Source organism: Mesorhizobium sp. WSM4816 (assembly GCF_055811535.1).
This window is the reverse complement of the sequence record NZ_JBVVQR010000002.1, coordinates 387,062-409,288: the sequence shown is the minus strand read 5'-3', so window position 1 is coordinate 409,288 and position 22,227 is coordinate 387,062. Positions and strand designations below refer to the sequence as shown.

Genomic DNA, 22,227 nt, shown 5'->3' with positions numbered 1-22,227 from the left:
CGCCCACGTCGCCCCATTTGAACTGCGTTGAACGAGGACAAGAATGACCGAAATCCGCCACATCGTTTTCGACATCGGCAGAGTGCTGATCCACTACGATCCGAACCTGCCATTCAGCCGTATCATTCCGGATGCCGAGGAGAGAAAGTGGTTTTTCGACAATGTCTGCACGCATGACTGGAACCTCGAGCAGGACCGCGGCCGCACCTGGGAAGAGGCCGAGGCGTTGCTGATCGCCGAACACCCGGACCACGCCGAAAACATCCGCAACTTCCGCCGCCTCTGGCACGAGATGGTTCCGCACGCTTACGATGACAGCGTCCAACTCATGGACAAGCTGATCGAGAGCGGCCACGACGTCACCATGCTGACCAATTTTGCGTCAGACACGCTTGCCGAAGCCCGGCAGCGTTTCGACTTCCTCAACCGCCCGCGCGGTGTGACCATTTCGGGCGAGATCGGCATGATCAAGCCCGATCGCGGCATTTACGACCATCACGTCGCCGCGTTCGGCCTCGAGCCCGCGGCCACGCTGTTCATCGACGACAGTCAGAAGAATGTCGACGGCGCCAAGGCGGCCGGCTGGCAGTCGGTGCTGTTCACCGACGCAAAGACGCTCGAGGCGGACCTCGATCGCCTGGGGGTCAGAGTGTGATCACTGTGACGGGCCTGACCGCAGTCGCTGAGACGCGCGGTCCACGGCGCTGCCATTGGATCCTTCTCGGGCGCTACTTGACGTGTGAGGCGTAGATGCGATCGAACTCACCCGTCGCCTTGGCAAGATGCAGCCATTGGTCGACATAGGCCTTGAAGACAACGGCACCCTCAGGAAGCATATAACCCATTTCGCCATATTGGAGCGGCTTCTCGGGGTTGATCGCGCAAAGGCCGGGGTGAAGTTTCTCCTGCAACTCGGTTTCGACCGATTCGGCGATCATGATATCGGCTTTGCCGTCAAGGATTTGGCGGAAGATCGTGACGTTGTCCGGGTAGATCTCAATTTTAGCGTCACTGAGTTTTTCACGCACGAATTTCTCATTGGTCCCGCCGGGATTAACAATCACAGTCACATCCGGCTTGTTGATGTCGGCAATCGATTGGAATTTCGCCTCGTCCTCGCAGCGCGCGATCGGTGCCTTGCCGTTGACGAGATAGGGCTCGCTGAAGAACACCTGCTTCTGGCGTTCCAGGGTCACCGAAATACCGCCCATCGCGATGTCGCACTTGCCGGTTGTAAAATCGGCAAGCAATTTTTTCCAGGTAGTCGCCACGAAGTCCGCCTCGACCCCTAGTGAACTTGCCAGAGATGTTGCGAGATCGATATCGATGCCCTGGTAGTTGTTCGCGGGCTTGTCATGAAAGGTGAAGGGCTTGTAGTCGCCGGTCGTACAGACGCGCAGCTTGCCGTTCTTGATAACCGCATCAAGCTGGTTTTCTGCGCCGGTGTTCTGGGCAATCGCCGGAGAGGCCAACAAACCCATGACGAGGGCGGCGACAAACGGCGAGGCAAGAGCTTTCATGGATCTGGTCTCCATTGGATAAGAGAATCGAGCATTCGAGAAACGGTGGGCAAAGGTCAATAACTCTTCCTCGGGAATCGCTCACCGTGATCCCTCCGAGGGCGGCTTTCGTTTGTGACGGCTTTGTGGGTCAGGAGCAGAATGTATATATCTTAGTCCAGTTCATACACATCGAGCGCAGCCATGCGAACCAACATTGAACTCGACGACAAACTGATTGCGGAGGCCATGGCCGCCTCCGGTCTCAAGACCAAGAAAGCGACGATTGAGGCGGTACTGCGCGCTCTGGTGCGCCAGCACCGGCAGGATACGGCTATCGCCGCCCTTGCCGGCGCCGGCTGGGATGGCGATCTTGAGGCCATGCGGGAAGGCCGTTCGCCCGATCAGCAGCGATGATCGCGACAGTCCCGTGTGAATCGGTCATCTCCGCAATACGGCCAGACCCGATGGTTCGTTACCTCGGTCTGCGGTCTGCGACTTGCATGATCGTGAGATTCCAACCGACGAGCGCTGCTCTTCTCAGCACAGGTGTGTGTGCGGCATCAAGGAGCAACCCGGCGAAAGGACAGGCCAAGCGCGGTCCTGCTTCCCCCCGGGACGATGTGCAACGAGACCTCTGTAGCGGTTATCGTCAGGCCCCTGCCCGCTCCATGCCGAGGCGGGCGATGCGGCGAAGCTCGTCGATCGGGGTCAGGCCGCCGCTGCGCTCATAGTGCCAGAAGGTCCAGCCGTTGCAGGCATCCAGCCCCTGCACTTCCGCGCCGATCTTGTGGATCGATCCGGCGCTGCCGCCGACCGCCACAGTGCCGTCGGCGCGCACCCTGGCCGCCCAGCGCTTCTTGGCGTCGTAGAGCGTGGCGCCCGGCAGCATCAGCCCGGTGTCGATGAGGCTGACGAAAGCAACGCGCGGCTCGGCGCGCTTGCCGGTAAGCACGGTAAGAGCAGCGCCGTCCAGCGGCCGGACTGCGTCGATGCGCTCGTTGGCGGCGTCGATATAGGCCTGCTCGCGCTCGATGCCGACGAAATGGCGGCCGAGGCGCTTGGCCACGGCGCCGGTGGTGCCGGAGCCGAAGAAGGGATCGAGCACAATATCTCCGGGCTTCGTCGAGGTCATCATGATGCGGGCGAGCAGCGCTTCGGGCTTCTGCGTCGGATGCAGCTTGTCGCCATTTTCGTTCTTGAGGCGCTCAGCGCCGGTGCAGATCGGAAACAGCCAGTCGGACCGCATCTGGATGTCGTCGTTCGACGCCTTCAGCGCTTCGTAGTTGAAGGTGTAACCCTTCCCCTTCTGATCGCGCGAGGCCCAGATCATCGTCTCATGGGCGTTCTGGAAGCGGCGGCCGCGGAAATTCGGCATCGGATTGGTCTTGCGCCAGACGACATCGTTGAGGATCCAGTACCCCAGATCCTGCATCTTGGCGCCGACCCTGAAAATGTTGTGGTAGGAGCCAATGACCCAGATGGTGCCGTTGGGCTTCAACACGCGGCGCGCCGCCAGCAGCCAGGCCCGGGTGAAGGCGTCGTAGACCTCAAAACTTGCGAACTGGTCCCAGTCGTCGTCGACGGCATCGACCTTGGACTGGTCGGGCCGGTGCAGATCGCCGTCGAGCTGCAGATTGTAGGGCGGATCGGCAAAGATCACGTCGATGGATTTTTCGGGCAGCCGGTCGAGCGCGGCGACGCAATCGCCCTTCAGGATCGTATCCAGCCATTCGGATTGCTGGGGAGCATGGGAAAGCTCGTCGAGAAGACGCACGGCAGACATTGTTACACCCAAAGCACGCGTTACTGTTTACTCCCTGTTATGGTTACCGATCAGCGTAAATATTCGGTGAAGGCCTGGGGTGCGGACCCCGGGTAATTTGCGAAGATCGGCCTGTTGGTGTATGCCGCGCCGCCTGAACCGTCCCAGCCTCCTCCCTCCCGCTTTCCGGATCGCTATGCCCCAGCCAGACCTTGTCATCTTCGATTGCGACGGCGTGCTCGTCGATTCCGAGATCATCGCCGCGCGCATCGAAGCCGAGCTGTTGACGTCGGCCGGCTACGAGATATCGGCCGAGGAGATTTCCGAGACCTATGCCGGGCTGACCTTCAAGGACATCATGATGCGGGTCGAGGAAAAATCCCGCGTCCCGTTCCAGGCCTCGCTGATCGATCGCGCCGAAGACCTGGTCGACCGCCGGCTGCGCAGCGACGTGCGCGCCGTCGACGGGGTGCACGAGGCGGTCGCCGCGGTGACGGCGCCGCGCTGCATCTGCTCGAATTCGCGCACCGAGCGGATCGAATTCATGCTGGAGAAGGTGCATCTGCTGCCGTTTTTCAGCGGCCGGATTTTTTCCTCGCTGGAAACACCAAGCGGGAAATCCAAGCCGGCGCCCGACGTGTTTCTCTTTGCCGCGGCAACGCTCCAGGCCGATCCGGCGAACACCTTCGTCATCGAGGATTCCGTGCATGGCGTGACCGGCGCCAGGACAGCCGGCATGCGTGTGATCGGCTTCACCGGAGCGGCGCACAGCTATCCCGGGCATGCCGACGCGCTGACCGAGGCCGGCGCCGAAACGGTCATCCGCCGCTGGGCGGAACTGAAAAGCGTGATCTCCGCCCTGTCGGAGTGGTCGGCGGATGCGTGAAGCAGGCGACCAAATGGACGCGCAGATCCAAAACCGCGGCTATTCGGCCGCGGCAACCTTCTTGTCGGTCTTCTTCGGCGGGCCTTCGTCATAGCCGGCGAACACCTGATAGTCCCGCGCGGTGGGCTCGGGAACGACAACGTTCGAATCGGTGAAGACGAACTGGGTGGCACTCGAGGGATTGGTAACCTGGACCTGATGTTGGTGAAGCTGCGAGTAAAGGACCTCCTTGCCATGCATCACAGCGATACGGATCGGCATGGTGATGGTGCCAGGGCTGAACATCGGTCCCGGAACGACCTTGCCGGCGACGGCGATCTTCATCGTCAGCGAGCCGTTGGCGCGCAGGCAGTCGCGGGTCACATCGGTGATCGAAGCCTGATAGACGATCTTGGCGGAACCATCTTGCTGGCCGCTGCTCGCGTCAAGCGCGGCAGCTTCTGCATCCAGGGTGGCGGCTTTTTTCTTGGGTTTTTGACTGCCCTTGGCATAGGTGTTGAAGAAGGCGGTGCCGTCGCGCAGCGTCACTTTCGGACAATAGGCCAGCAATTGGCTGGCGAGAACCTTGGGGTCCGGCGGTGGTGGCGGTGTCGTGTCCTTCTTTCCGAAGCCCAGCATGCTGCTGCCGCCTGATTGGCAGCCGGCGGCGGTAAGCATAAAGCCGGCGAGCGCCAGACCCGCGACAAAACGACCGTTAAATGTATGAAACGCCATGAACTGCACTTCCCTCTCGCAAAGCGGGTGACGTATATCAACCGCGCGGCAAAAATGCGACTGAGCAAGTACGGAAATTAACCACTTTGCCGCGGACAATACCGCCCGGCAGCAATGGAACATGACGATGCGCTATGTGAGTACCCGCGGGGAAGCGCCCGTGCTTGGATTTTCCGACGCTGTGCTGGCTGGTTTGGCGCGCGATGGCGGACTTTATGTCCCTGAAACCTGGCCGCAGTTTTCGGCAGCTGAGATCCGCGCGATGCGCGGCCTTGCCTATCCCGACCTCGCCATCCGCGTGCTGTCGCCGTTTCTCGGCGGCGAGATCGCGATGCCGGTGTTCGAACGCCTGGTGCGCGAAGCCTATGCGACGTTCCGTCACGAGGCGGTCTGCCCGCTGGTGCAGACCGGCTCGAACATGTTCGTTCTGGAACTCTTCCATGGCCCGACGCTTGCCTTCAAGGACGTCGCCATGCAGCTTCTCGCCCGGCTGATGGACCATGTGCTTGCCGAACGCGACCAGCGCGCCAGCATTGTCGGCGCCACCTCCGGCGATACCGGCGGGGCCGCCATCGATGCCTTCGCCGGGCGCAACCGCACCGACATCTTCGTTCTTTTCCCGCACGGCCGGGTCTCGCCGGTGCAGCAGCGGCAGATGACGACGTCCATCGCCGCAAATGTCCATGCGCTGGCGGTCGAAGGCAATTTCGACGATTGTCAGGGCCTGGTGAAGGACATGTTCAACGATCACGGTTTTCGCGACCGGGTCTCGTTGTCCGGCGTCAATTCGATCAACTGGGCCCGCATCATGGCCCAGATCGTCTACTACTTCTCATCGGCGCTGTCGCTCGGCGCGCCCGACCGGCCGATTTCGTTCACGGTGCCGACCGGCAATTTCGGCGACATCTTCGCCGGCTACGCCGCCAAGAAGATGGGGCTGCCGATCGAGCGGCTGATCATTGCAACCAACGACAACGACATTCTGGCGCGCACGCTGTCGAGCGGCGAGTACCGCACGAAAGGCGTCTTTTCGACCACGTCGCCGTCGATGGACATCCAGGTCTCTTCGAATTTCGAGCGCTTGCTGTTCGAGGCGGCCGGCCGCGACGCCTCTACCGTGCGGCGCTACATGAGCGGCCTCAAGCAGTCTGGCGCCTTCACCATCGAAGCGGACGAGATCGCCAGGATCCGCTCCGAATTCGACGCCGGCCGTTCGACCATGGATCAAGTCGCCGCCACGATCCGCTCGACGCTCGCAGCCAGCAACTATCTGCTCGACCCGCACACGGCCGCGGCCATGCACGTTGCGGTTGCAAGAGCCACCAATGCCGTGCCCATGGTGGTGCTGGGCACCGCCCATCCGGCAAAGTTCCCGGCCGCCGTCGAAGCGTCCAGCGGCGTGTCGCCTGCCCTGCCCGCATGGCTAGGCGGGTTGATGACTTCAGAGGAAAAATACACGGTACTTCCATCCGACCTGAAAATGGTGGAAGATTATGTTAGCCGCCACACGCGGGCGGCAAATTAGGGAGTATCAGCTATATGGGTGTTGAGGTAAGCCGTCTGTCGAACGGCCTGACAGTCGCCACCGAAACCCTTCCAAGCCTCGAATCCGTCGCTCTTGGCGCCTGGATCAAATCAGGCGCCCGCAATGAGCGTAGCGAAGAGCACGGGATGGCCCACCTGCTTGAACACATGGCGTTCAAGGGAACCAGAAGGCGCAGCGCCTTCGAGATCGCCTCCGAAATCGAGGATGTCGGCGGCGAGATCAATGCCGCCACCAGTGTCGAGACCACCTCCTATTATGCCAGGGTGCTGAGCGACGACGTGCCCCTGGCCGTCGATATCCTGTCCGACATCCTGCAGGAATCCGAGTTCGACCCGCAGGAGCTGGAGCGCGAGCAGCATGTGATCCTGCAGGAGATCGGCGCCGCACACGATACGCCCGACGACGTCGTTTTCGACCACTTCACCGAGACGGCCTTCCGCCACCAGACGATCGGCCGCTCCATCCTCGGCACGCCGGAAACCGTCAAGTCCTTCACCTCGAAGCAATTGCACAAATTCATCGAACGGCAATATGGCGCCGAGCGCATGGTGATCGTTGCCGCCGGCGACATCAAGCACGACAACTTCGTGCGCGAGGTCGAGAAGCATCTCGGCGGTTTCCGCAGTAAGTCCGACAACACCATGCCGCAATATGCGCAATATGTCGGCGGCGATTTCCGCGAGGACCGCGACCTGATGGACGCGCAGATCGTGCTGGGGTTCGAGGGCCGCGCCTATCATGTACGCGACTTCTACGCCTCGCAGGTCCTGTCGATGATCCTTGGCGGCGGCATGTCGTCGCGTCTTTTCCAGGAGGTCCGCGAAAAGCGCGGGCTGTGCTATTCGGTCTATGCCTTCCACTGGGGTTTTTCCGATACAGGCATATTCGGCGTCCATGCCGCGACCGGGCAGAGCGACATCGCCGAATTGGTGCCGGTGGTCATCGGCGAGTTGCAGAAGGTCGGCGAGACCATCCTGCAGGAGGAACTCGACCGGGCACGCGCCCAGTACCGTGCAGGCCTGATCATGTCTGCCGAAAGCCCAGCCAGCCGCGCCTCGCAGATCGCCCGGCAAATGCTTCTGTTCGGCCGGCCGATCGCCAAGGAAGAGCTGATGGAACGGCTGTCGGCGCTGACGGTCGAGCGGTTGACGGACCTTTCGTCACGGCTGTTTTCGACCAAGCCGACGCTGACTGCCGTCGGACCGGTGGGCACGCTCGCTCCCTATGAGGCGGTCCTCGAGTCGCTTTCGGGCACGCAGACCACGGCCCGAAAGCTCGCCGGCTAAGTCCATCAAAGCGTCATGTTCGCGCTCCCTTTCTTTCGCCGTGACCTGCCGGCACTGAAGGGTGACCGGGTCACGCTGCGCGTGCCGCTGACCAACGACTATCGGGAATGGTCGGTGTTGCGCGGGGAAAGCCGCGCCTTCCTGGAGCCGTGGGAGCCGCGCTGGAACCCCGACGAGCTCGACCGCACGGCCTGGCGGCATCGCCTCAGCCGCTATCGCGAAGACTATGCGCAGGGAACGGCCATAGCCTTCTTCATCTTCGACAAAAGCAACGCCAAGCTTGTCGGTGGAATCACCCTCGGCAATATCCGCCACGGCGTCGCGCAAAGCGGCCATATCGGCTACTGGATCGGCGAGCGCTACAGCGGCCGTGGCCTGATGACCGACGCGGTCAAGGTGGTGACGCGCTTCGCCTTCGATACGCTGAGGTTGCACCGGATCGAAGCTGCCTGTATTCCCGACAACGCCCGGTCGATCCGCGTGCTTGAAAAAGCCGGATTCCGGCGCGAAGGACTTCTCCGATCCTATCTCAGGATCAACGGCATCTGGCAGGACCACTACCTCTACGCCCGGATCGAGGACGATCCACCGGGCGCGGAAACGAAGGACTGATTTTGACGAATTTCCTGCGAATCGGGTCGTTGTTCGCCTTTGTGCTGACGGCAATCGTCGTGCTCTGCGCGGCGTCTTCGGCCTTCGCCGTCGAACCGATCAAGATTGCCCGCGACGATGTGGCGCTCGACCTTTCGGGCGCCGTCGAAATCTACCGCAACCAGGGCGAGAATTTTCAGGTGTCGACTGCTCCGGGACCGGACGGCATCGTGCGGCGCATCGAGGTCGAGGCCAATGATGCGCGCTCGACCGGCGACTGGGCGGTGTTCGCGCTTGCCAACACCACCGACCAGCAGCTCGACAGGCTGATCGTCGCACCGCATTTCCGGCTGGTGAATTCCGGTATCTTTTGGCCGGATCTCGGCTCGACGCGCATTGCCGCGATCACGCCCAGCGAGGGCTTCGCGCTCGACCGCCAGAGCAGCCCCGACGCTGATGTGTTCCGGGTGACGCTGAACCCCGGAACGGTGATCACCTTCATTGCCGAACTGGCGTCGCCCAAACTGCCGCAGGTCTATCTTTGGGAGCCGGAATCCTACAAGGATTCGGTCAATTCCTACACGCTGTTTCGCGGCATCGTCATCGGCATCGCCGGCCTCCTGGCGCTGTTCCTGACCATCCTTTTCGTCGTCAAGGGAACCTCGATGTTCCCGGCAACCGCAGCGCTCGCCTGGGCGGTGCTCGCCTATATCTGCATCGATTTCGGCTTTCTCAACAAGGTCCTGGAAATATCGCCCGGCAACGAGCAGATGTGGCGGGCCGGAACGGAGGTGGCGCTTGCAGCGACCTTCGTGGTGTTCCTGTTCGCCTATCTCAACCTTAACCGATGGCACGGCCATTTCAGCTACGGCGCTCTGGTCTGGATTCTGGGGCTGCTGCTGATCGCCGGCGTTGCAATCGTCGACCCGGCGGTCGCCGCCGGCATCGCCAGGCTGTCCTTCGCCGCCACCGCGCTGACCGGCCTCGGCCTGATCATCTTCCTCGGCATACGCGGCTACGACCGTGCCATCATGCTGGTGCCCAGTTGGGTCATGGTCCTGTTGTGGCTATGCGGGTCGTGGATGGCGATCACCGGCATGCTCGACAACGATATGGCCCAGCCGGCACTGGGCGGCGGGCTGATCCTCATCATCCTGCTCATCGGCTTCACCGTCATGCAGCACGCCTTTGCCGGCGGTGCGCTGCATCAGGGCCTTTTCTCCGATCTCGAACGGCAGGCGCTGGCCGTGGCCGGATCGGGCGACACGGTGTGGGACTGGGACGTGATGCGCGACCGCGTCGTCACCAGGCCGGATGTCAGCATCCAGCTGGGTCTTGCGCCCGACAGCCTGGGCGGCGCTGCCCGCAACTGGCTGCCGGTACTCCATGCCGACGACCGCGACACCTTCCGTACGACGCTCGACGTGGTGCTCGAACACCGGCGCGGCCGGGTGTCGCAGAATTTCCGCCTGCGCGGCGCCGACGGGCACTATCACTGGTTTTCGCTGCGCGCCCGGCCGGTGATCGGATCGGACGGCGAGGTCATCCGCTGCGTCGGCACCATGGTCGACGTGACGGAGCAGAAGAAGTCCGAGGAGAGGCTGTTGCACGATGCCGTGCACGACAATCTGACCGGCCTGCCGAACCGCGAATTGCTTATGAACCGGCTGGAGGCGATCATCTCGATCGCGCGCACCGAAGAGAAGGTCCGTCCCACCGTCTTCGTCATCGACATCGACCGGTTCAAGCAGGTCAATGACGGGCTCGGCATCTCGGCCGGAGATACCATCCTGCTCACTGTTGCGCGCCGGCTGCACCGGCTGCTCAAGCCGAAGGATTCGCTGTCGCGCTTTGCTGGCGACCAGTTCGCGCTGATGCTGCTTTCCGAGCAGGACCCGGCCCGCATCGCAGCCGTTGCCGACGCCATCAAGCATGCGATCAACAATCCGATTACCTTTGCCAAGCGCGAGATCGTGCTGACCGCCTCGATCGGTCTGGTCACCTGGACCTCGGCGCAGAGTTCGGCCGAGGACATGGTCAAGGACGCCGAGCTTGCCATGCACCAGGCCAAGCGTTTTGGCGGCGACAGGATCGAACCGTTCCGACCCGCCTTCCGGACCGTCGGCACCGACCGGCTGCAGTTCGAGTCCGACCTGCGCCGCGCCATCGAACGGCGCGAATTCACACTCGCCTACCAGCCCATCGTGCGGCTGGAAGACGGCAGTGTTGCCGGCTTCGAGGCGCTTTTGCGCTGGGATCATCCGCGTCGCGGCATGATCCCGCCAGGCGATTTCATCCCGGTCGCCGAAAGCTGCGGCCTGATCGTGCAGCTTGGCTTGTTCGCCATGCAACAGGCCGCCGAAGATCTGGCGGGCTGGCAAAAGCAGATCGGCGACGCGCCGCTGTCGGTTTCGGTCAACCTGTCCAGCCGACAGCTCATCCGCCGCGATCTGGTCAGCGACGTCCGCTCGGTGATCGCGCGGGCCAATCTGAAGCCGCGCTGTTTCCGGCTCGAGCTCACCGAATCGCTGGTGATGGACAATCCCGAGCAGACAGCCCATGTGCTGAACAAGCTGAAGAAGCTTGGCATCGGCCTGTCGCTGGACGATTTCGGCACCGGCTACTCATCGCTGGCCTATCTGACGCGCTTTCCCTTCGACACGATCAAGATCGACAAGAGCTTTGTCGACGACAAGACACCGAAGCGCGCGGTGCTGCTCAAATCGATGGTCAACATGGCGCATGAACTCGGCCTTTCGGTCGTGGCCGAGGGCATTTCGGACGAAAGCGATGCGCTCGAACTGCGCCAGATGGGCTGCGAATATGTGCAGAGCTTCATGTTCGGCGCGCCGATGCCCGGCGATCAGGTGCTGAGGACGCTGAAGGAACAGTATCCGCTGACCCGGGCTTGATCTTATTCATGTCGTTGTCCCAAAACCGCTGCCCTTTTTGGGCGGCATGAGCCTGGCGATTGGCACCCGCTGGAGCACATCGAAGGTCTCAGCTCCCGCGGCTCGGCACTCCATCAAAAGTACGACCGGCGGTCACGCGACTGTGAACTGGGAGTATTGGTTTACGGCTCGCGCTGTGCATCATACCGACTTCGCGAAATCGGTGCGAAGAGCTGACCCGCTGATATTCAGCCTGCTGGCCGGAATCACCGGGTCATGATGGAGGCCCAGCTGATGAATTTCGACAAGATTTCTGCCTGGGCTCCAGTGTGGTTAAGCGTCGTGAGGATCATGTCGGCGCTGCTGTTTCTGGAGCACGGAACTCAAAAGCTCTTCAATTTTCCGCCCGCTCCCGAGCCGATGCAACTGTCGGGGCTTATTGTGGCCCAGGCATTGATCGAGCTGATCGGAGGCGCGCTGCTTGCCCTCGGACTCTTCACCCGGCCCGTCGCGTTCATTCTGTCCGGCAACATGGCGGTCGCCTATTTCATGGCGCATGCGCCGCAAAACTTCTTTCCGGTTGTCAACGAGGGCGACTCGTCGATCCTCTACTGCTTCATTTTCCTGTACTTCTTTTTCGCGGGAGGCGGCGCGTGGAGCGTCGATGCGGCCCGTCGCGGGACCGGCCTCGCGACGCCCTGAACAGGATCGCGAGGGAACTTGCTGGGCGGCTACCAGCGGAGCATGTCCGACAGCCTGCCAGGTCGAAATGATCGGAAGTTCCGGCTCCGCTGATCGTCGCTTTCGGGCCCTTTGCTGGACATTCCCCGACGCGAGATACGCGCCCTTAGGGCGGCCATTGCCGCACTTTTAACCCGTCGCTTTCCCTTATGCGGGCATCAAATCCCGCATGATCGCGACCGTGTTGCTCGTGTCTAGGTGCCTTCTGTCGGCGATAGAGATAGTTCTCGGGAAGACCGAGGCGACGGCACGACTGGACGGCCGGAGATGAAGGGAGCACGATGCGCTCGCAGATTGCAGCCGTCGTCTTCACAAGAGCACGCTCCCACGGCTTCAACGTCCAGTTGTCGCCGAGTGCCAACCGCTTGCGGACCCAGCGGGGCAGGATCTCGACAGCCGCCTTCAGAAATGGCCGCTGAAGCGGTTGAGCCATTCCCGGCAAGACGGGAACGTCTTCCATGATCTGCAGGAATTCCAGGACGATCGGCGATGCGACGAGTCTTTGCCTCATCGCGTCGAACAGCGCGTAAAGCTCGGCCTGCGACGTGGGCGCGTCAACCGCACCATAGAGAAGCGCGACGGGGCGAGCCTCGGCGGACATCGCATCCCGTTCGAAAAAATGCAGTCGATGCACATAGACGTGATAGGCCTCCATGAAACCAAACCCGGCCGTCGCTTGCACCCAGTCCAGCAACTCCGGGTCGGTGGCGTCGTATGGCTCACCTTCGCTGGTTCGGCCTGAAACGCGCCCATGCATCCTGACCACACCTTCAATCATGGCCTTGGCCTTGGTGCGGGGACCGTAGACCGTGACCAAGGCGGCGAGGCCAGTGCGCCGTAATCGTCGGAGCGCGTCGGAGCGGAATGTGCTGTGCTGCCAAATGGCGTCGCGAACCCGCGGCTCTGCCAATTCGAGCAGCACCGCCGTAACCCCGCCGATGAACAGTGCAACCGGGTTCTTGAAAATACGCCACGACACCGAGTTGGGCGGCAACAGCGCCGGCTCGCCCTGCGGGGTCGAGAAGTCCATCTGCGATCCGAGCCGCTGGCGCATGAACGACTGCGCAAGATTGTCCACACGACGCCCAAGCGGGCGAGGCAGAGGAAGGGTGCCCGAATTGCCAAACATGCTCCGACTCTCCTGGCAACGCGTGTGGCTGGCGGATGCAGCACGAACGACTTGGCCCTTCCGTCGTTCCAAAGATTCAAACTGACGCGCTGCATAACTCCGCAAGAACACCGGCCCGGATAGCCACCACGAGCCCGGTCGCGCCGGCCCTATGGGGTAAGATCGAGCGCCGGCACGATTCTGTGATAGGGCAGCCCCGCATCGTCGTTTAGACGCTTCACGTCGACATCAGAGGCAGCGTCAAACAGGCACATGCAGCGCCCGTCCTCCGGTGCGAAGGTCGAGCGCAGATAGCTGATGTCGGTGCCGTTGGAGGTCATCTCAGCGGCTTTGCTGATCGCCGCCTTCTGCGCATCTCCCAGAGTTTCCATGCTGATGCCCTTGAGGTCGCGTTCCACCATGTAGACAGTCATTTCCAGATCTCCTCCTGTGAAAAGTGACCACAGGAGTTGAACGCAGCTGCGGGCGAAAGAGAACGACATTTTTTCTATCGATCGATAGCCGACAGTTATCGATGAAAGGATTACAATGTCGTTTCGTGGAACCGCCTCGGGAGGGCTCGCCATGGAGATGTTTCAGGTCCGCTACGTGCTTGCCGCCGCGAAGATGCTGAACTTCACCAAGGCCGCCACCGATTGCAATGTCTCTCAACCGGCGCTCACCAAAGCGGTCAAGACGCTCGAGGATGAGCTTGGCGCGCCTTTGTTCCACCGCGAGGGAAAGCGCGTCCTCCTGAGTGAGTTCGGGCGCTCCATTCTGCCGCATCTTCAGCAGATCATGCAGGAGGCCCACGCAACCAGAACGCTTGCCGACAATTTCAGGCTGCTCAACCAGGTGCCGATCCGCCTCGGCGTCATGTCGACCATCGGCCATGGGAAACTCGCCCGGTTCCTCGCAAAGTTCCAGCGCGACTATCATGGCGTCGAGCTTGAAGTTAGCGAGGCGAGCGTCCAGGAACTGAAAAACAGGCTCGAGCAAGGCGATCTCGATGTTGCCGTTCTCAATCCGCTGGAGGGATTGGGAGCGGCGTTCCGCGTCCATGATCTCTACAGTGAGCGTTACGTCGTCGTATTCGCGCCGGATCATCGGCTTGCGAGCCTCAATGCAATCAAGTTGGTCGATCTCTCTCAAGAACCCTATGTCGATCGTCTGTCCTGCGAAATGCGGGACCTGGTAATGGGTGCGTGCCGGGAAAGAAACGTCAGCCTTTATGCCCGCTTTCGTTCCGAGCGCGAGGATTGGATCCAATCAATGGTGCTGGCGCGGATCGGCTTCGCCTTCATGCCTGAATATTCGGTGACATCGCCTGAACTTTTGCAGCGTCCGCTGATCGAACCCGCGGTGGCACGCACGGTGTCCCTGGCTAGCATTCCCGGCCGGCCCTATAGCCCGGCGACTGCGGCAATGGTCCGAGCTGCCCAGACGTTCGATTGGCCGGGCTAGGCGTTTATGCTGAGGCGTGAGCTTTGCTGATTTGAGATGCGTCAGATTCAACTTCTCGGCCGCTCGGCCCACGTGGCACTCGTCGTACACGGTCTCCAACGAGGAGATTGGGATCAATCCTGTTCAGCATGTCGATGAAATTATATCACTGGATTCAGCATCATCGAAGTGCGATCTCCTGAGCAAGCGGAGCAGCGCAAGGCGCGCTTCGCATCGGAAACAGATGCAGGAGCACCCGCATGCCGGTATCACGACGTTCCCTTCTCGCCGCAGCAAGCGCTGGCGTGGCATTGTCACAAACTGCAAAATTAACGAAAGCCTCGGCACAGGCTCTTGAGGAGACTGCCATGGACCAGACGGTTGCCGATCTCGTCGAGCGTTCTGCGGAAGCAAATTCGGCGCTGATGCGCGGGGAGATAACGAAATACTACGAGGTGATCCCACATACCAAGGACTTCCTGCTGATGTCTCCATTCGGAGGAAAGCCGACGCGGGCTTCTGAACTGACTGCAGAGCGGATCGAAGCGATGGGCCGCTTTTTCAAGAACGGGACCTTCGAGCACGAACTTCTTCAAGCCTATGGTTCCGCCGACATGGTGGTCCTCGCGATCATTGAACGCCCGCATGTCGAGGTCGGCGGTCTGCCAGCACAGGATTGGCCGCTGCGGGTTACCTTGGTCTATCGCCGCGAAGAGGCGGAATGGCGCCTGGTGCATCGGCACGCAGACCCCCTGGTCAAGGGCGTGCGCCTGGAGCAGGCGGCGGCCCTTGCACGCGGCGAAGCCGCGTGATGCGAAGAGTGTCGCCATCCCGGCGGAGCGCTCTGGCTGAAGGTCCAAAGCCCGCTGAAGGGTTTTCGCTTCTCGTCGACGCAGAACGTCATTCTATGGCGCCAGATGTGGCCCGACGCGCCTTGCGAGCACCTGCTGATGCCGGTGGAGTAGATCCGCCATAGTCATGCACCCTGAGGGAGGACGATCATGACCTTGCCCAGCTACGCAATGAAACAGGTAAGTTTCCCGGAGATGTACGAGCGGTGGCTCGTCGGCCCTCTCTTCCGTCCATGGGCCGAGATGGCTCTTGACGAGTTGGAATTGTCTTCGGGCGATCGCGTACTCGATATTGCTTGTGGAACAGGAATAGTGGCGCGCGTTGCAAGAGAGCGGCTCGGTGGAGCCGGATTTATCGTCGGTGTCGACGTCAGCGCGGACATGCTTGCCGTGGCGCGCGCTGTAGAACCAGCCGTCGACTGGCGCCAGGGCAATGCCGGCGAGTTGCCTCTGCGTAGCGGTGAGACGTTCGACGTGGTCGTCTGCCAGCAAGGACTGCAGTTCTTTCCTGACAAACCCGCGGCGGCGGCGCAGATGCGTCGCGCGCTGACGATGGGTGGTAGGCTGGCAATCGCCACGTGGCGCCCGGACGACGAAATCCCGTTCTTTCGCGACCTGCGCCGCGTCGCGGAGCGTCATCTGGGCGCCATCGCCGATCAGCGGTACAGCTTCGGGGAAGCGGCTCCGCTTGAGGCGCTGCTGCGAGACGCCGGCTTCCACGAGGTCCGATCGAGGATTGTTTCGCGCACCATCCATTTCGGGGAAGGCGTACCTTTCCTGCATTTGAATACGATGGCGCTGGTCGGGATGAGTTCCTTAGCCAAGGAATTGGGTGATCAGGAACGCAAGCGCGTCGTGGAGGCGATCGTGAGCGAGAGTGCGCCCGTGCTGCAGCCATACTCCATCGGATCGGGACTGGCCTTCGAGCTCAGCACCAATCTGGCGACAGCCAAAGGCTAAATGATCTCTCACCAGCTGCGGACTCGTTCGATCGAGTATTGTGCCGAGAATGGCTGCTCATTCACAATCTGCCGGTCGAGGGCAGACCACCTCAGGGAAATTTCTGCTCGCCAATCGAGAGGCTTCACAAGCAACGCATCGGCTACGCAGCCCTCGGTTAAAACCAGCTTGTTTTACATTTCGAATTATTTTGCCGCACTGTGGCCATTGTGCCGCCATTATCCATGACTAGTTGAATGAAGCACTGACCGTTCTTCTTGTCTTTTTCGACGTTGACGGCTCAACGTTGGAAATAGACCTGTCCCAAAATATCTGGGCGGCTAGACAAGGAACGGAGGGGGACCTGGCGTCACTCCAAAGAACATTTGAATTCTTTGCTTGCGGAGCCTTCGTCCTTTCGGGCGGACGGCCTTTGTCGAAAAGGATGGCGGGGCTTGGCCTGGCGGTGACCGTGGCAGCCATGCCATGGCCGGTCTATTCGGGAGTCCTGGTCAACGGCGTGACCGAAGCCGCGGTTGCCACTGCTGTTCCGTTCTCGGCTCTGAGTTTTCCCTCGGCCGCGCCCGAGTTCGACATCATCGATCCAGACACCATATCGACCTCTGGACGCGAGGGAGAACGCACGCTGGCCCAGGCATTGAAGGGCACCGTCTCCATCCTTTCCCAAGGCGCGGAACAGATCGTCCTCGGCATGTCGATGCACGAGTTCGGCGAGTACAGGGTGTCGCAGCACATCGCCAGCGAAATCCTTCGTGCAGCCAAGGACACCCAATTTCCTGCCGATACGCTTTTTGCGATCGCCGAGAAGGAATCCTCCTTCGACATCAACAATCGCCCGTCTAAAGGGTCGGCGCTTGGTCTTATGCAATTCCTCGACCAGACATGGCTCGAGGCGGTGAAGAGGTACGGTGCAGAATTCGGCCTGGGCGACGAAGCGGAACTGATACGGACCCGCCCTGAGGGCAAACGCGAATACCATTTCGTCGAGGACAAGGCCGAAGAACAGCGCATCCTTGAATTCAGGCGCGATCCCTATCTGTCGGCGGCACTTGCGGCCAAGAACCTTCTTGCGGCCAAGCAACGCATCGAAGCTCGTCTTGAGAAGGCCATGGATGAAAGGGATCTCTACCTCCCCCATTTCCTTGGCACCAACGGGGCAGCAGCGCTCCTGTCGAATGCCGATGAGAAGCCCAATGCCACGGCCAGCACAATCTTCCCCAAGGCGGCACGCTTCAATATTGCGATCTTCAAGGCCGAGGGAAAACAGCTCACCGTCGGGCAGTTTCACCAGCGCCTGCGCTCCTTCCTGGAAGCCCGCATCGGCAAATACAGCGATGTCGAAACGCGCGTGAAACAGGCTGACCTGTCCTGGACGTCGGGTTTCGAGAATCTCGTCTACGATCTGGGCAAACGGCTGGCGATGGCAATGCGGCGGTAACCAGCCAGGTATCGGGTTTTCACTTCTAAAGCGCGTCGCGTTGATCGGCCTCACGCGACGCGCTTTAGGTTGTCGTTTTATGCATGTCGCTATCGCAAAACCGCTACACACCCACGGGTCAAGCCCGAGGGGATGCATTTGCGCGACATGCATTAGGCGTGACCGGCGGCCAGGCTGAGATGCGCGAGGTCGATACCGATCGAAGCGAGTATCCGGTCGTATTTGCGTTCGATGTCGGTATCGAACAGAAGCTCCGCATTTGCCGGGCAGGTCAGCCAACCGTTCTCGGCGATTTCGCTTTCCAGCTGACCGGCGCCCCAGCCCGAATAGCCGAGCGCCATCAGCGCGTGCCGAGGCCCGCGGCCCGACGAAATGGCGCGCAATATGTCGACGGTCGCGGTCAGGCAAATGTCGTCGGAGACGGCCAGCGACGATTCCACCCGGTAGTCGCCCGAATGCAGGACGAAGCCGCGGCTGCGGTCCACCGGTCCGCCGTTGCGGACGACGAAGTCGCGGGCCTGCGCGGGCAAGCGGATCGCCTCCTGTTCGTTCATGATGCCGAGCTGCACGAGCAGATCCGGAAACAGCATCTGCTGCGTCTGGTTGATGACCAGGCCCATCGCGCCTTCGTCGCTGTGCGCGCAAATATAGATGACGGAGCGCGTGAAGCGGTCGTCCTTCATGCCGGGCATGGCAATCAGGAACTGGTCGTCGAGAAAGCCGCGTCCCGCAGCCATCTTCTTGTGGCGCAACAAGTCCATGAGGGGAGCGTAACGCGTTTCTGGAGCGCCGAAAAGATGCGCCGCGCGCGATTTGGTCGCAGATGTGCATCCAAGGCACGCAAAGCTGTGCCCGAGGTCACGCAAAGCTGTGCCCGAGGTCACGCAAATATGATAGCAGCGACGCCATGAAGTCATTGCGCAGCCATGAACGGACGCTCAAATCACCGCCATGCAAAGCTTGAAAGTCCTGCTGCTCAGCGCCGCTGTCGGATGTGGAACCGGTCTTCCCGCCGCAGCCTCCTCGTCGGTCTGGTACGAAAGCGAAGGCGGCAAAGTACGCCTTGTGACCAGCGGCAAGCCCGACACAGCCGGACGCATCTATGGCGTCCTCGATATTTCGCTCAAGCCTGGCTGGAAAACCTACTGGCGCGATCCGGGCGACGCGGGCGTGCCGCCGCAAATCGATATCTCGGCCAGCACCAACATTGCCAACGCGACGTTTTCGTTTCCACCACCCCAGCGCCACGACGACGGCTCCGGCAAATGGGCCGGCTACGACCATCCGGTTTCGCTGCCGGTAACGTTCACGCTGTCGACGCCGAACGAGCCGGCCGTCATCGTTGCCGATATCTTTCTCGGAATTTGTGAGACGATCTGCATCCCGGTGCAAACAAAGCTGACCATCGATCCAGGCTCCGATCCGGACAACGTCGAAGACGCCGCTTTGGTGAAGGCGGCGCTTGCAACGCTGCCTGCTCCCGCAAGACCTGATTTCGGCGTCAATATCCTGCCGGGCGACCGCGAGACACTGATTGTCGAGGCGAGCTTTCCGGGCAATCCCAAAGCAGCGGATTTCTTCGTCGCCGGTGAGCGCGACTACATGTTCGGCGTGCCGGCCCGCAGCGAAAAGGACGGCAAGCTGGTGTTTACCGTGCCGATCCTCGACAGGCCGACGACGACGCCGACGGATGGCGGACTTTACTACACGCTGACAACTGCGGCCGGCGCCGTCGAAGGCCTGCTGCCGTTCCCTTGATCCCCAGCAAAGGATGTTCAGATCGAACATCTCTTGCTCCGGCCACCCCGACAGTTGCGGGAAACGGCTGAATTCGCTATCGCAAGGACACTCCCTTCCATTTGTCAAAACGAGGACCACGATGATGATTGCCGTTGGCGACAAGCTGCCCCAAGCGACCTTCAAGACGATGACTGCCGACGGCGCAAAAGCGATCACGACGGCCGAGATTTTCTCGGGAAAGAAGGTGGTGCTGTTCGCTGTTCCCGGCGCCTTCACGCCGACCTGCTCCAACAACCATCTGCCCGGCTTTCTGGATAATTACGACGCCATCCTGGCGCGCGGCGTCGACACCATCGCCGTCGTCGCCGTCAACGATGTCCACGTGATGGGCGCCTGGGCCCGCTTCAGCGGCGGTGAAGGCAGGATTCTCTATCTTGCCGACGGCAATGGCGATTTCGTCAAGTCGATCGGTCTCGACGCCGACCTTTCCGGCGGTGGCATGGGGCTGCGCTCGAAGCGGTTTTCGATGATCGTCGACGACGGCAAGGTCGCCGCGCTCAATGTCGAGACAAAGCCTGGCGTTGATGAATCCGGTGCTGCTCACATTCTCGGACAGCTTTCCGTTTTGGCGACAGCATAGGCCGAGGTTTTCACGCTCCTTTGGCCTGACGATCGCGCTCGTTTCGGCAGCCGCGCGTCCAATTGGGCGTGCAAAGAATGCTGTTTGGGAATTGCCTGCTTTTAAGGGACCTCAATGATGTTTGACCACTTCTGGCGCGCTGTGGCGATCGGCATCGGCGCCACGGCGCTCATGGACCTCTGGGCGATTTTCCTGAACACGGTGTTTGCTCAGCCACGGCCGAACTGGGGACTGGTTGGTCGCTGGGTCTGGCACCTGAGGGACGGCAAGGTCTTCCATGACGATATCGGCGAGGCAGCACCCTATGCGCATGAATCGGCGCTGGGCTGGGCCTTCCACTATTTTGTCGGCATCGTCTACGGCATCATCCTGGCCGTTTTGGCGGGAGCGGCGTGGCTGGCCGCGCCGACCTTCCTGCCGGCCTTCTTCCTCGGCATCGTTACCGTAGGCGCCGGCTGGTTCCTGCTGGCGCCCGGCATGGGCGCCGGCTGGGCCGCGTCAAAGCGCCCCAACCCTATGCAGATCCGCGCCCTCAACCTCGTATCGCATACTGTGTTCGCGCTCGGACTTTTCGGCACAGCGCTGCTGATCCGCTGAATATGGCGGACCAGACTGGTCAGTAGTCCAGATTGGTCAGTAGCTTTGGGTCGAGCGGCGCAGTTTCCTGGCTGCCGGCTGTTTGGCTTGGGTGTTTTCCCCAGCCGAAACGGGCGCGGGCCTGGCCGTCTTGTTCTTGAACGGCGCCATGCCGAGCCGCGCCAATTCGTCGGCACGCTCGTTCTCCGGATGGCCGGCATGGCCCTTGACCCAATGCCAGATCACCTGATGACGGTTGCGCGCCTCGTCGAGCGCCTGCCACAGTTCGGCATTCTTCACCGGTTGCCTGGCAGCGGTCTTCCAGCCGTTGCGCTTCCAGCCGTCGATCCAGCTGAAAATGCCGTCCTTGACATAGTTGCTGTCGGTATAAAGATCGACCGAACAGGGTTCTTTCAGCGCATTGAGCGCCGAGATGGCGGCCAAAAGTTCCATGCGGTTGTTGGTGGTAGCAGCCTCGCCGCCCGACAGTTCCTTCGTGACGCCCTTGAAGCGCAGGACAGCCCCCCAGCCGCCAGGCCCCGGATTGCCCGAACAGGCACCATCGGTGAAGATTTCGACGCGCTTGGTCATGTCAGTCCGTATTCGGAAGGAGATTTGATCGCCCGGTGGAAACGCATACGCCTGATATATTCGGTCGGATCGCGTTTCACGACCAGCCCGCCGTTGGCAATGATCAGCCAGTCGTAAAGCCGGGTCAGCATGAAGCGCAGTGCCGAGCCGCGCGCCAGCATCGGCAGCGCAGCTTTCTCTTCGCCGCTCAAGGGCCGCACGCTTTGGTAGCCGGCAAGCAGCGCCGTGCCCTTGGTCAGGTTGAAGGAAAAATCGTTCTCGAAGCACCAGGCATTGAGGCAGGTAGCGACATCATAGGCGTAGAGATCGTTGCAGGCGAAATAGAAGTCGATCAGCCCCGACAGTTTCTCGCCGAGGAAGAAGACGTTGTCGGGGAAAAGATCGGCATGGATGATGCCTTCCGGCAGGCCGTTCGGCCAATTCCGCTCGAAATCGCCGAAATCGGCATCGACCTCGGCCGCCAGTCCCGGCTCGACCTCGTCGGCGCGAAGACGAGAGGCGCTCCACAGCTTGCGCCAGCCATCGATGGCAAGGGCATTCGGACGGGTCATCGGAAAGTCGGCGCCGGCCAGATGCAGCGCCGCCAGCGCCTTGCCGACCTCGCCGCAGTGCGCTGATGTCGGCCGCCGCAGCGAAACGCCTTCGAGGAAGGTGATGATGACCGCCGGCCGGCCGGCTAGCGTTCCGATGACGTCGCCATCATGCGCGGTCACCGGGAGCGGGCAGGAAATGCCCTTCCTGGCGAGATGGCTCATGAGGCCGAGGAAGAACGGCAGGTCGGCCTTGTCGACGCGCTTTTCGTAGAGCGTCAGGATGTAGGAGCCGCTGGTCGTGTGCAGCAGGAAGTTCGAGTTCTCGGTGCCTTCGGCTATGCCCTTGTAGGACAGGAGATCGCCGACTGGATAGGCCTTGAGGAACGCGCCGAGCTCGCCTTCGTTGACGTCGGTGTAGACCGCCATGA

Annotated in this window: 23 protein-coding genes; 15 read left to right on the top strand and 8 right to left on the bottom strand. The window is 61.3% G+C overall.

Features of this window, described 5'->3' with window-relative positions:
• Positions 1–43: 43 nt before the first annotated feature.
• Positions 44–655: an HAD family hydrolase gene (locus AC0L3H_RS04085; RefSeq protein ID WP_473584587.1), complete on the top strand. Its 612-nt coding sequence runs from the start codon at positions 44–46 to the stop codon at positions 653–655.
• 73 nt (positions 656–728) lie between these two features.
• Here the strand turns inward: AC0L3H_RS04085 and AC0L3H_RS04080 are convergent, their stop codons facing one another.
• Positions 729–1,520, bottom strand: coding sequence for a transporter substrate-binding domain-containing protein (locus tag AC0L3H_RS04080; protein ID WP_473584586.1), 792 nt, complete (start codon positions 1,518–1,520; stop codon positions 729–731).
• A gap of 183 nt (positions 1,521–1,703) precedes the next feature.
• Between AC0L3H_RS04080 and AC0L3H_RS04075 the strand changes: the two genes are divergently transcribed.
• Positions 1,704–1,916 (top strand): type II toxin-antitoxin system VapB family antitoxin, encoded by a 213-nt coding sequence (locus tag AC0L3H_RS04075; RefSeq protein ID WP_473584585.1) that lies wholly within the window; start codon positions 1,704–1,706, stop codon positions 1,914–1,916.
• 235 nt (positions 1,917–2,151) lie between these two features.
• On the opposite strand, the gene AC0L3H_RS04070 is transcribed toward AC0L3H_RS04075, so the two are convergent.
• On the bottom strand, positions 2,152–3,285 hold the full coding sequence (locus AC0L3H_RS04070; RefSeq protein WP_473584584.1) for a DNA methyltransferase: 1,134 nt from the start codon (positions 3,283–3,285) through the stop codon (positions 2,152–2,154).
• Between the two features lie 175 nt (positions 3,286–3,460).
• Between AC0L3H_RS04070 and AC0L3H_RS04065 the strand changes: the two genes are divergently transcribed.
• Positions 3,461–4,150 (top strand): HAD family hydrolase, encoded by a 690-nt coding sequence (locus tag AC0L3H_RS04065; protein WP_287225922.1) that lies wholly within the window; start codon positions 3,461–3,463, stop codon positions 4,148–4,150.
• A 39-nt stretch (positions 4,151–4,189) separates the two neighbouring features.
• Here the strand turns inward: AC0L3H_RS04065 and AC0L3H_RS04060 are convergent, their stop codons facing one another.
• A complete protein-coding gene (locus tag AC0L3H_RS04060; protein ID WP_287217480.1) occupies positions 4,190–4,864 on the bottom strand; it encodes a hypothetical protein in 675 nt (224 codons plus the stop codon).
• 127 nt (positions 4,865–4,991) lie between these two features.
• Here AC0L3H_RS04060 and thrC point away from each other — a divergent pair, with 127 nt between their 5' ends.
• The 5 genes from thrC (at position 4,992) to AC0L3H_RS04035 (ending at position 11,880) form a co-directional block, all read left to right on the top strand.
• On the top strand, positions 4,992–6,389 hold the full coding sequence (gene thrC, locus AC0L3H_RS04055; RefSeq protein ID WP_473584583.1) for a threonine synthase: 1,398 nt from the start codon (positions 4,992–4,994) through the stop codon (positions 6,387–6,389).
• Positions 6,390–6,403: 14 nt separating this feature from the next.
• A complete protein-coding gene (locus tag AC0L3H_RS04050; RefSeq protein ID WP_287217482.1) occupies positions 6,404–7,696 on the top strand; it encodes a M16 family metallopeptidase in 1,293 nt (430 codons plus the stop codon).
• 15 nt (positions 7,697–7,711) lie between these two features.
• Positions 7,712–8,308 (top strand): GNAT family N-acetyltransferase, encoded by a 597-nt coding sequence (locus tag AC0L3H_RS04045; RefSeq protein WP_027152377.1) that lies wholly within the window; start codon positions 7,712–7,714, stop codon positions 8,306–8,308.
• 2 nt (positions 8,309–8,310) lie between these two features.
• Positions 8,311–11,199, top strand: a complete 2,889-nt coding sequence (locus tag AC0L3H_RS04040) for an EAL domain-containing protein (RefSeq protein ID WP_473584582.1) — start codon at positions 8,311–8,313, stop codon at positions 11,197–11,199.
• A gap of 270 nt (positions 11,200–11,469) precedes the next feature.
• Positions 11,470–11,880: a DoxX family protein gene (locus AC0L3H_RS04035; protein ID WP_473584621.1), complete on the top strand. Its 411-nt coding sequence runs from the start codon at positions 11,470–11,472 to the stop codon at positions 11,878–11,880.
• Positions 11,881–12,025: 145 nt separating this feature from the next.
• On the opposite strand, the gene AC0L3H_RS04030 is transcribed toward AC0L3H_RS04035, so the two are convergent.
• Both AC0L3H_RS04030 and AC0L3H_RS04025 read right to left on the bottom strand, forming a co-directional pair.
• A complete protein-coding gene (locus AC0L3H_RS04030; protein ID WP_473584581.1) occupies positions 12,026–13,048 on the bottom strand; it encodes an oxygenase MpaB family protein in 1,023 nt (340 codons plus the stop codon).
• Between the two features lie 149 nt (positions 13,049–13,197).
• Positions 13,198–13,461: a DUF4242 domain-containing protein gene (locus AC0L3H_RS04025; RefSeq protein WP_473584580.1), complete on the bottom strand. Its 264-nt coding sequence runs from the start codon at positions 13,459–13,461 to the stop codon at positions 13,198–13,200.
• Positions 13,462–13,612: 151 nt separating this feature from the next.
• Here AC0L3H_RS04025 and AC0L3H_RS04020 point away from each other — a divergent pair, with 151 nt between their 5' ends.
• From AC0L3H_RS04020 to AC0L3H_RS04005, 4 genes are all read left to right on the top strand, one after another.
• Complete coding sequence (locus tag AC0L3H_RS04020) at positions 13,613–14,491, top strand: LysR family transcriptional regulator (protein WP_473491739.1); 879 nt, start codon at positions 13,613–13,615, stop codon at positions 14,489–14,491.
• A gap of 347 nt (positions 14,492–14,838) precedes the next feature.
• Positions 14,839–15,282: a nuclear transport factor 2 family protein gene (locus tag AC0L3H_RS04015; protein ID WP_473584579.1), complete on the top strand. Its 444-nt coding sequence runs from the start codon at positions 14,839–14,841 to the stop codon at positions 15,280–15,282.
• 189 nt (positions 15,283–15,471) lie between these two features.
• Positions 15,472–16,281 (top strand): class I SAM-dependent methyltransferase, encoded by an 810-nt coding sequence (locus AC0L3H_RS04010; RefSeq protein WP_473584578.1) that lies wholly within the window; start codon positions 15,472–15,474, stop codon positions 16,279–16,281.
• A 412-nt stretch (positions 16,282–16,693) separates the two neighbouring features.
• Positions 16,694–17,719 carry a transglycosylase SLT domain-containing protein gene (locus tag AC0L3H_RS04005; protein ID WP_473584577.1) on the top strand — a complete coding sequence of 342 codons (1,026 nt, stop codon included), beginning with the start codon at positions 16,694–16,696 and terminating at the stop codon, positions 17,717–17,719.
• 152 nt (positions 17,720–17,871) lie between these two features.
• Here the strand turns inward: AC0L3H_RS04005 and AC0L3H_RS04000 are convergent, their stop codons facing one another.
• A complete protein-coding gene (locus AC0L3H_RS04000; RefSeq protein WP_023799312.1) occupies positions 17,872–18,480 on the bottom strand; it encodes a YqgE/AlgH family protein in 609 nt (202 codons plus the stop codon).
• A 190-nt stretch (positions 18,481–18,670) separates the two neighbouring features.
• On the opposite strand from AC0L3H_RS04000, the gene AC0L3H_RS03995 reads away from it, so the two are divergent.
• From AC0L3H_RS03995 to AC0L3H_RS03985, 3 genes are all read left to right on the top strand, one after another.
• Positions 18,671–19,477: a protein-disulfide reductase DsbD domain-containing protein gene (locus AC0L3H_RS03995; protein WP_473584576.1), complete on the top strand. Its 807-nt coding sequence runs from the start codon at positions 18,671–18,673 to the stop codon at positions 19,475–19,477.
• 121 nt (positions 19,478–19,598) lie between these two features.
• Positions 19,599–20,099, top strand: a complete 501-nt coding sequence (locus tag AC0L3H_RS03990) for a redoxin family protein (protein WP_473584575.1) — start codon at positions 19,599–19,601, stop codon at positions 20,097–20,099.
• Between the two features lie 117 nt (positions 20,100–20,216).
• The gene (locus AC0L3H_RS03985; RefSeq protein ID WP_473584574.1) at positions 20,217–20,696 is read left to right on the top strand and encodes a DUF2938 domain-containing protein; all 480 of its coding nucleotides are present in this window, start codon (positions 20,217–20,219) and stop codon (positions 20,694–20,696) included.
• Between the two features lie 36 nt (positions 20,697–20,732).
• Here the strand turns inward: AC0L3H_RS03985 and rnhA are convergent, their stop codons facing one another.
• The gene (gene rnhA, locus AC0L3H_RS03980) at positions 20,733–21,266 is read right to left on the bottom strand and encodes a ribonuclease HI (protein ID WP_473491746.1); all 534 of its coding nucleotides are present in this window, start codon (positions 21,264–21,266) and stop codon (positions 20,733–20,735) included.
• Positions 21,263–22,225, bottom strand: coding sequence for a homoserine kinase (locus AC0L3H_RS03975; protein WP_473584573.1), 963 nt, complete (start codon positions 22,223–22,225; stop codon positions 21,263–21,265). Before AC0L3H_RS03975 ends, rnhA begins: the two co-directional genes overlap by 4 nt.
• Positions 22,226–22,227: the final 2 nt, after the last annotated feature.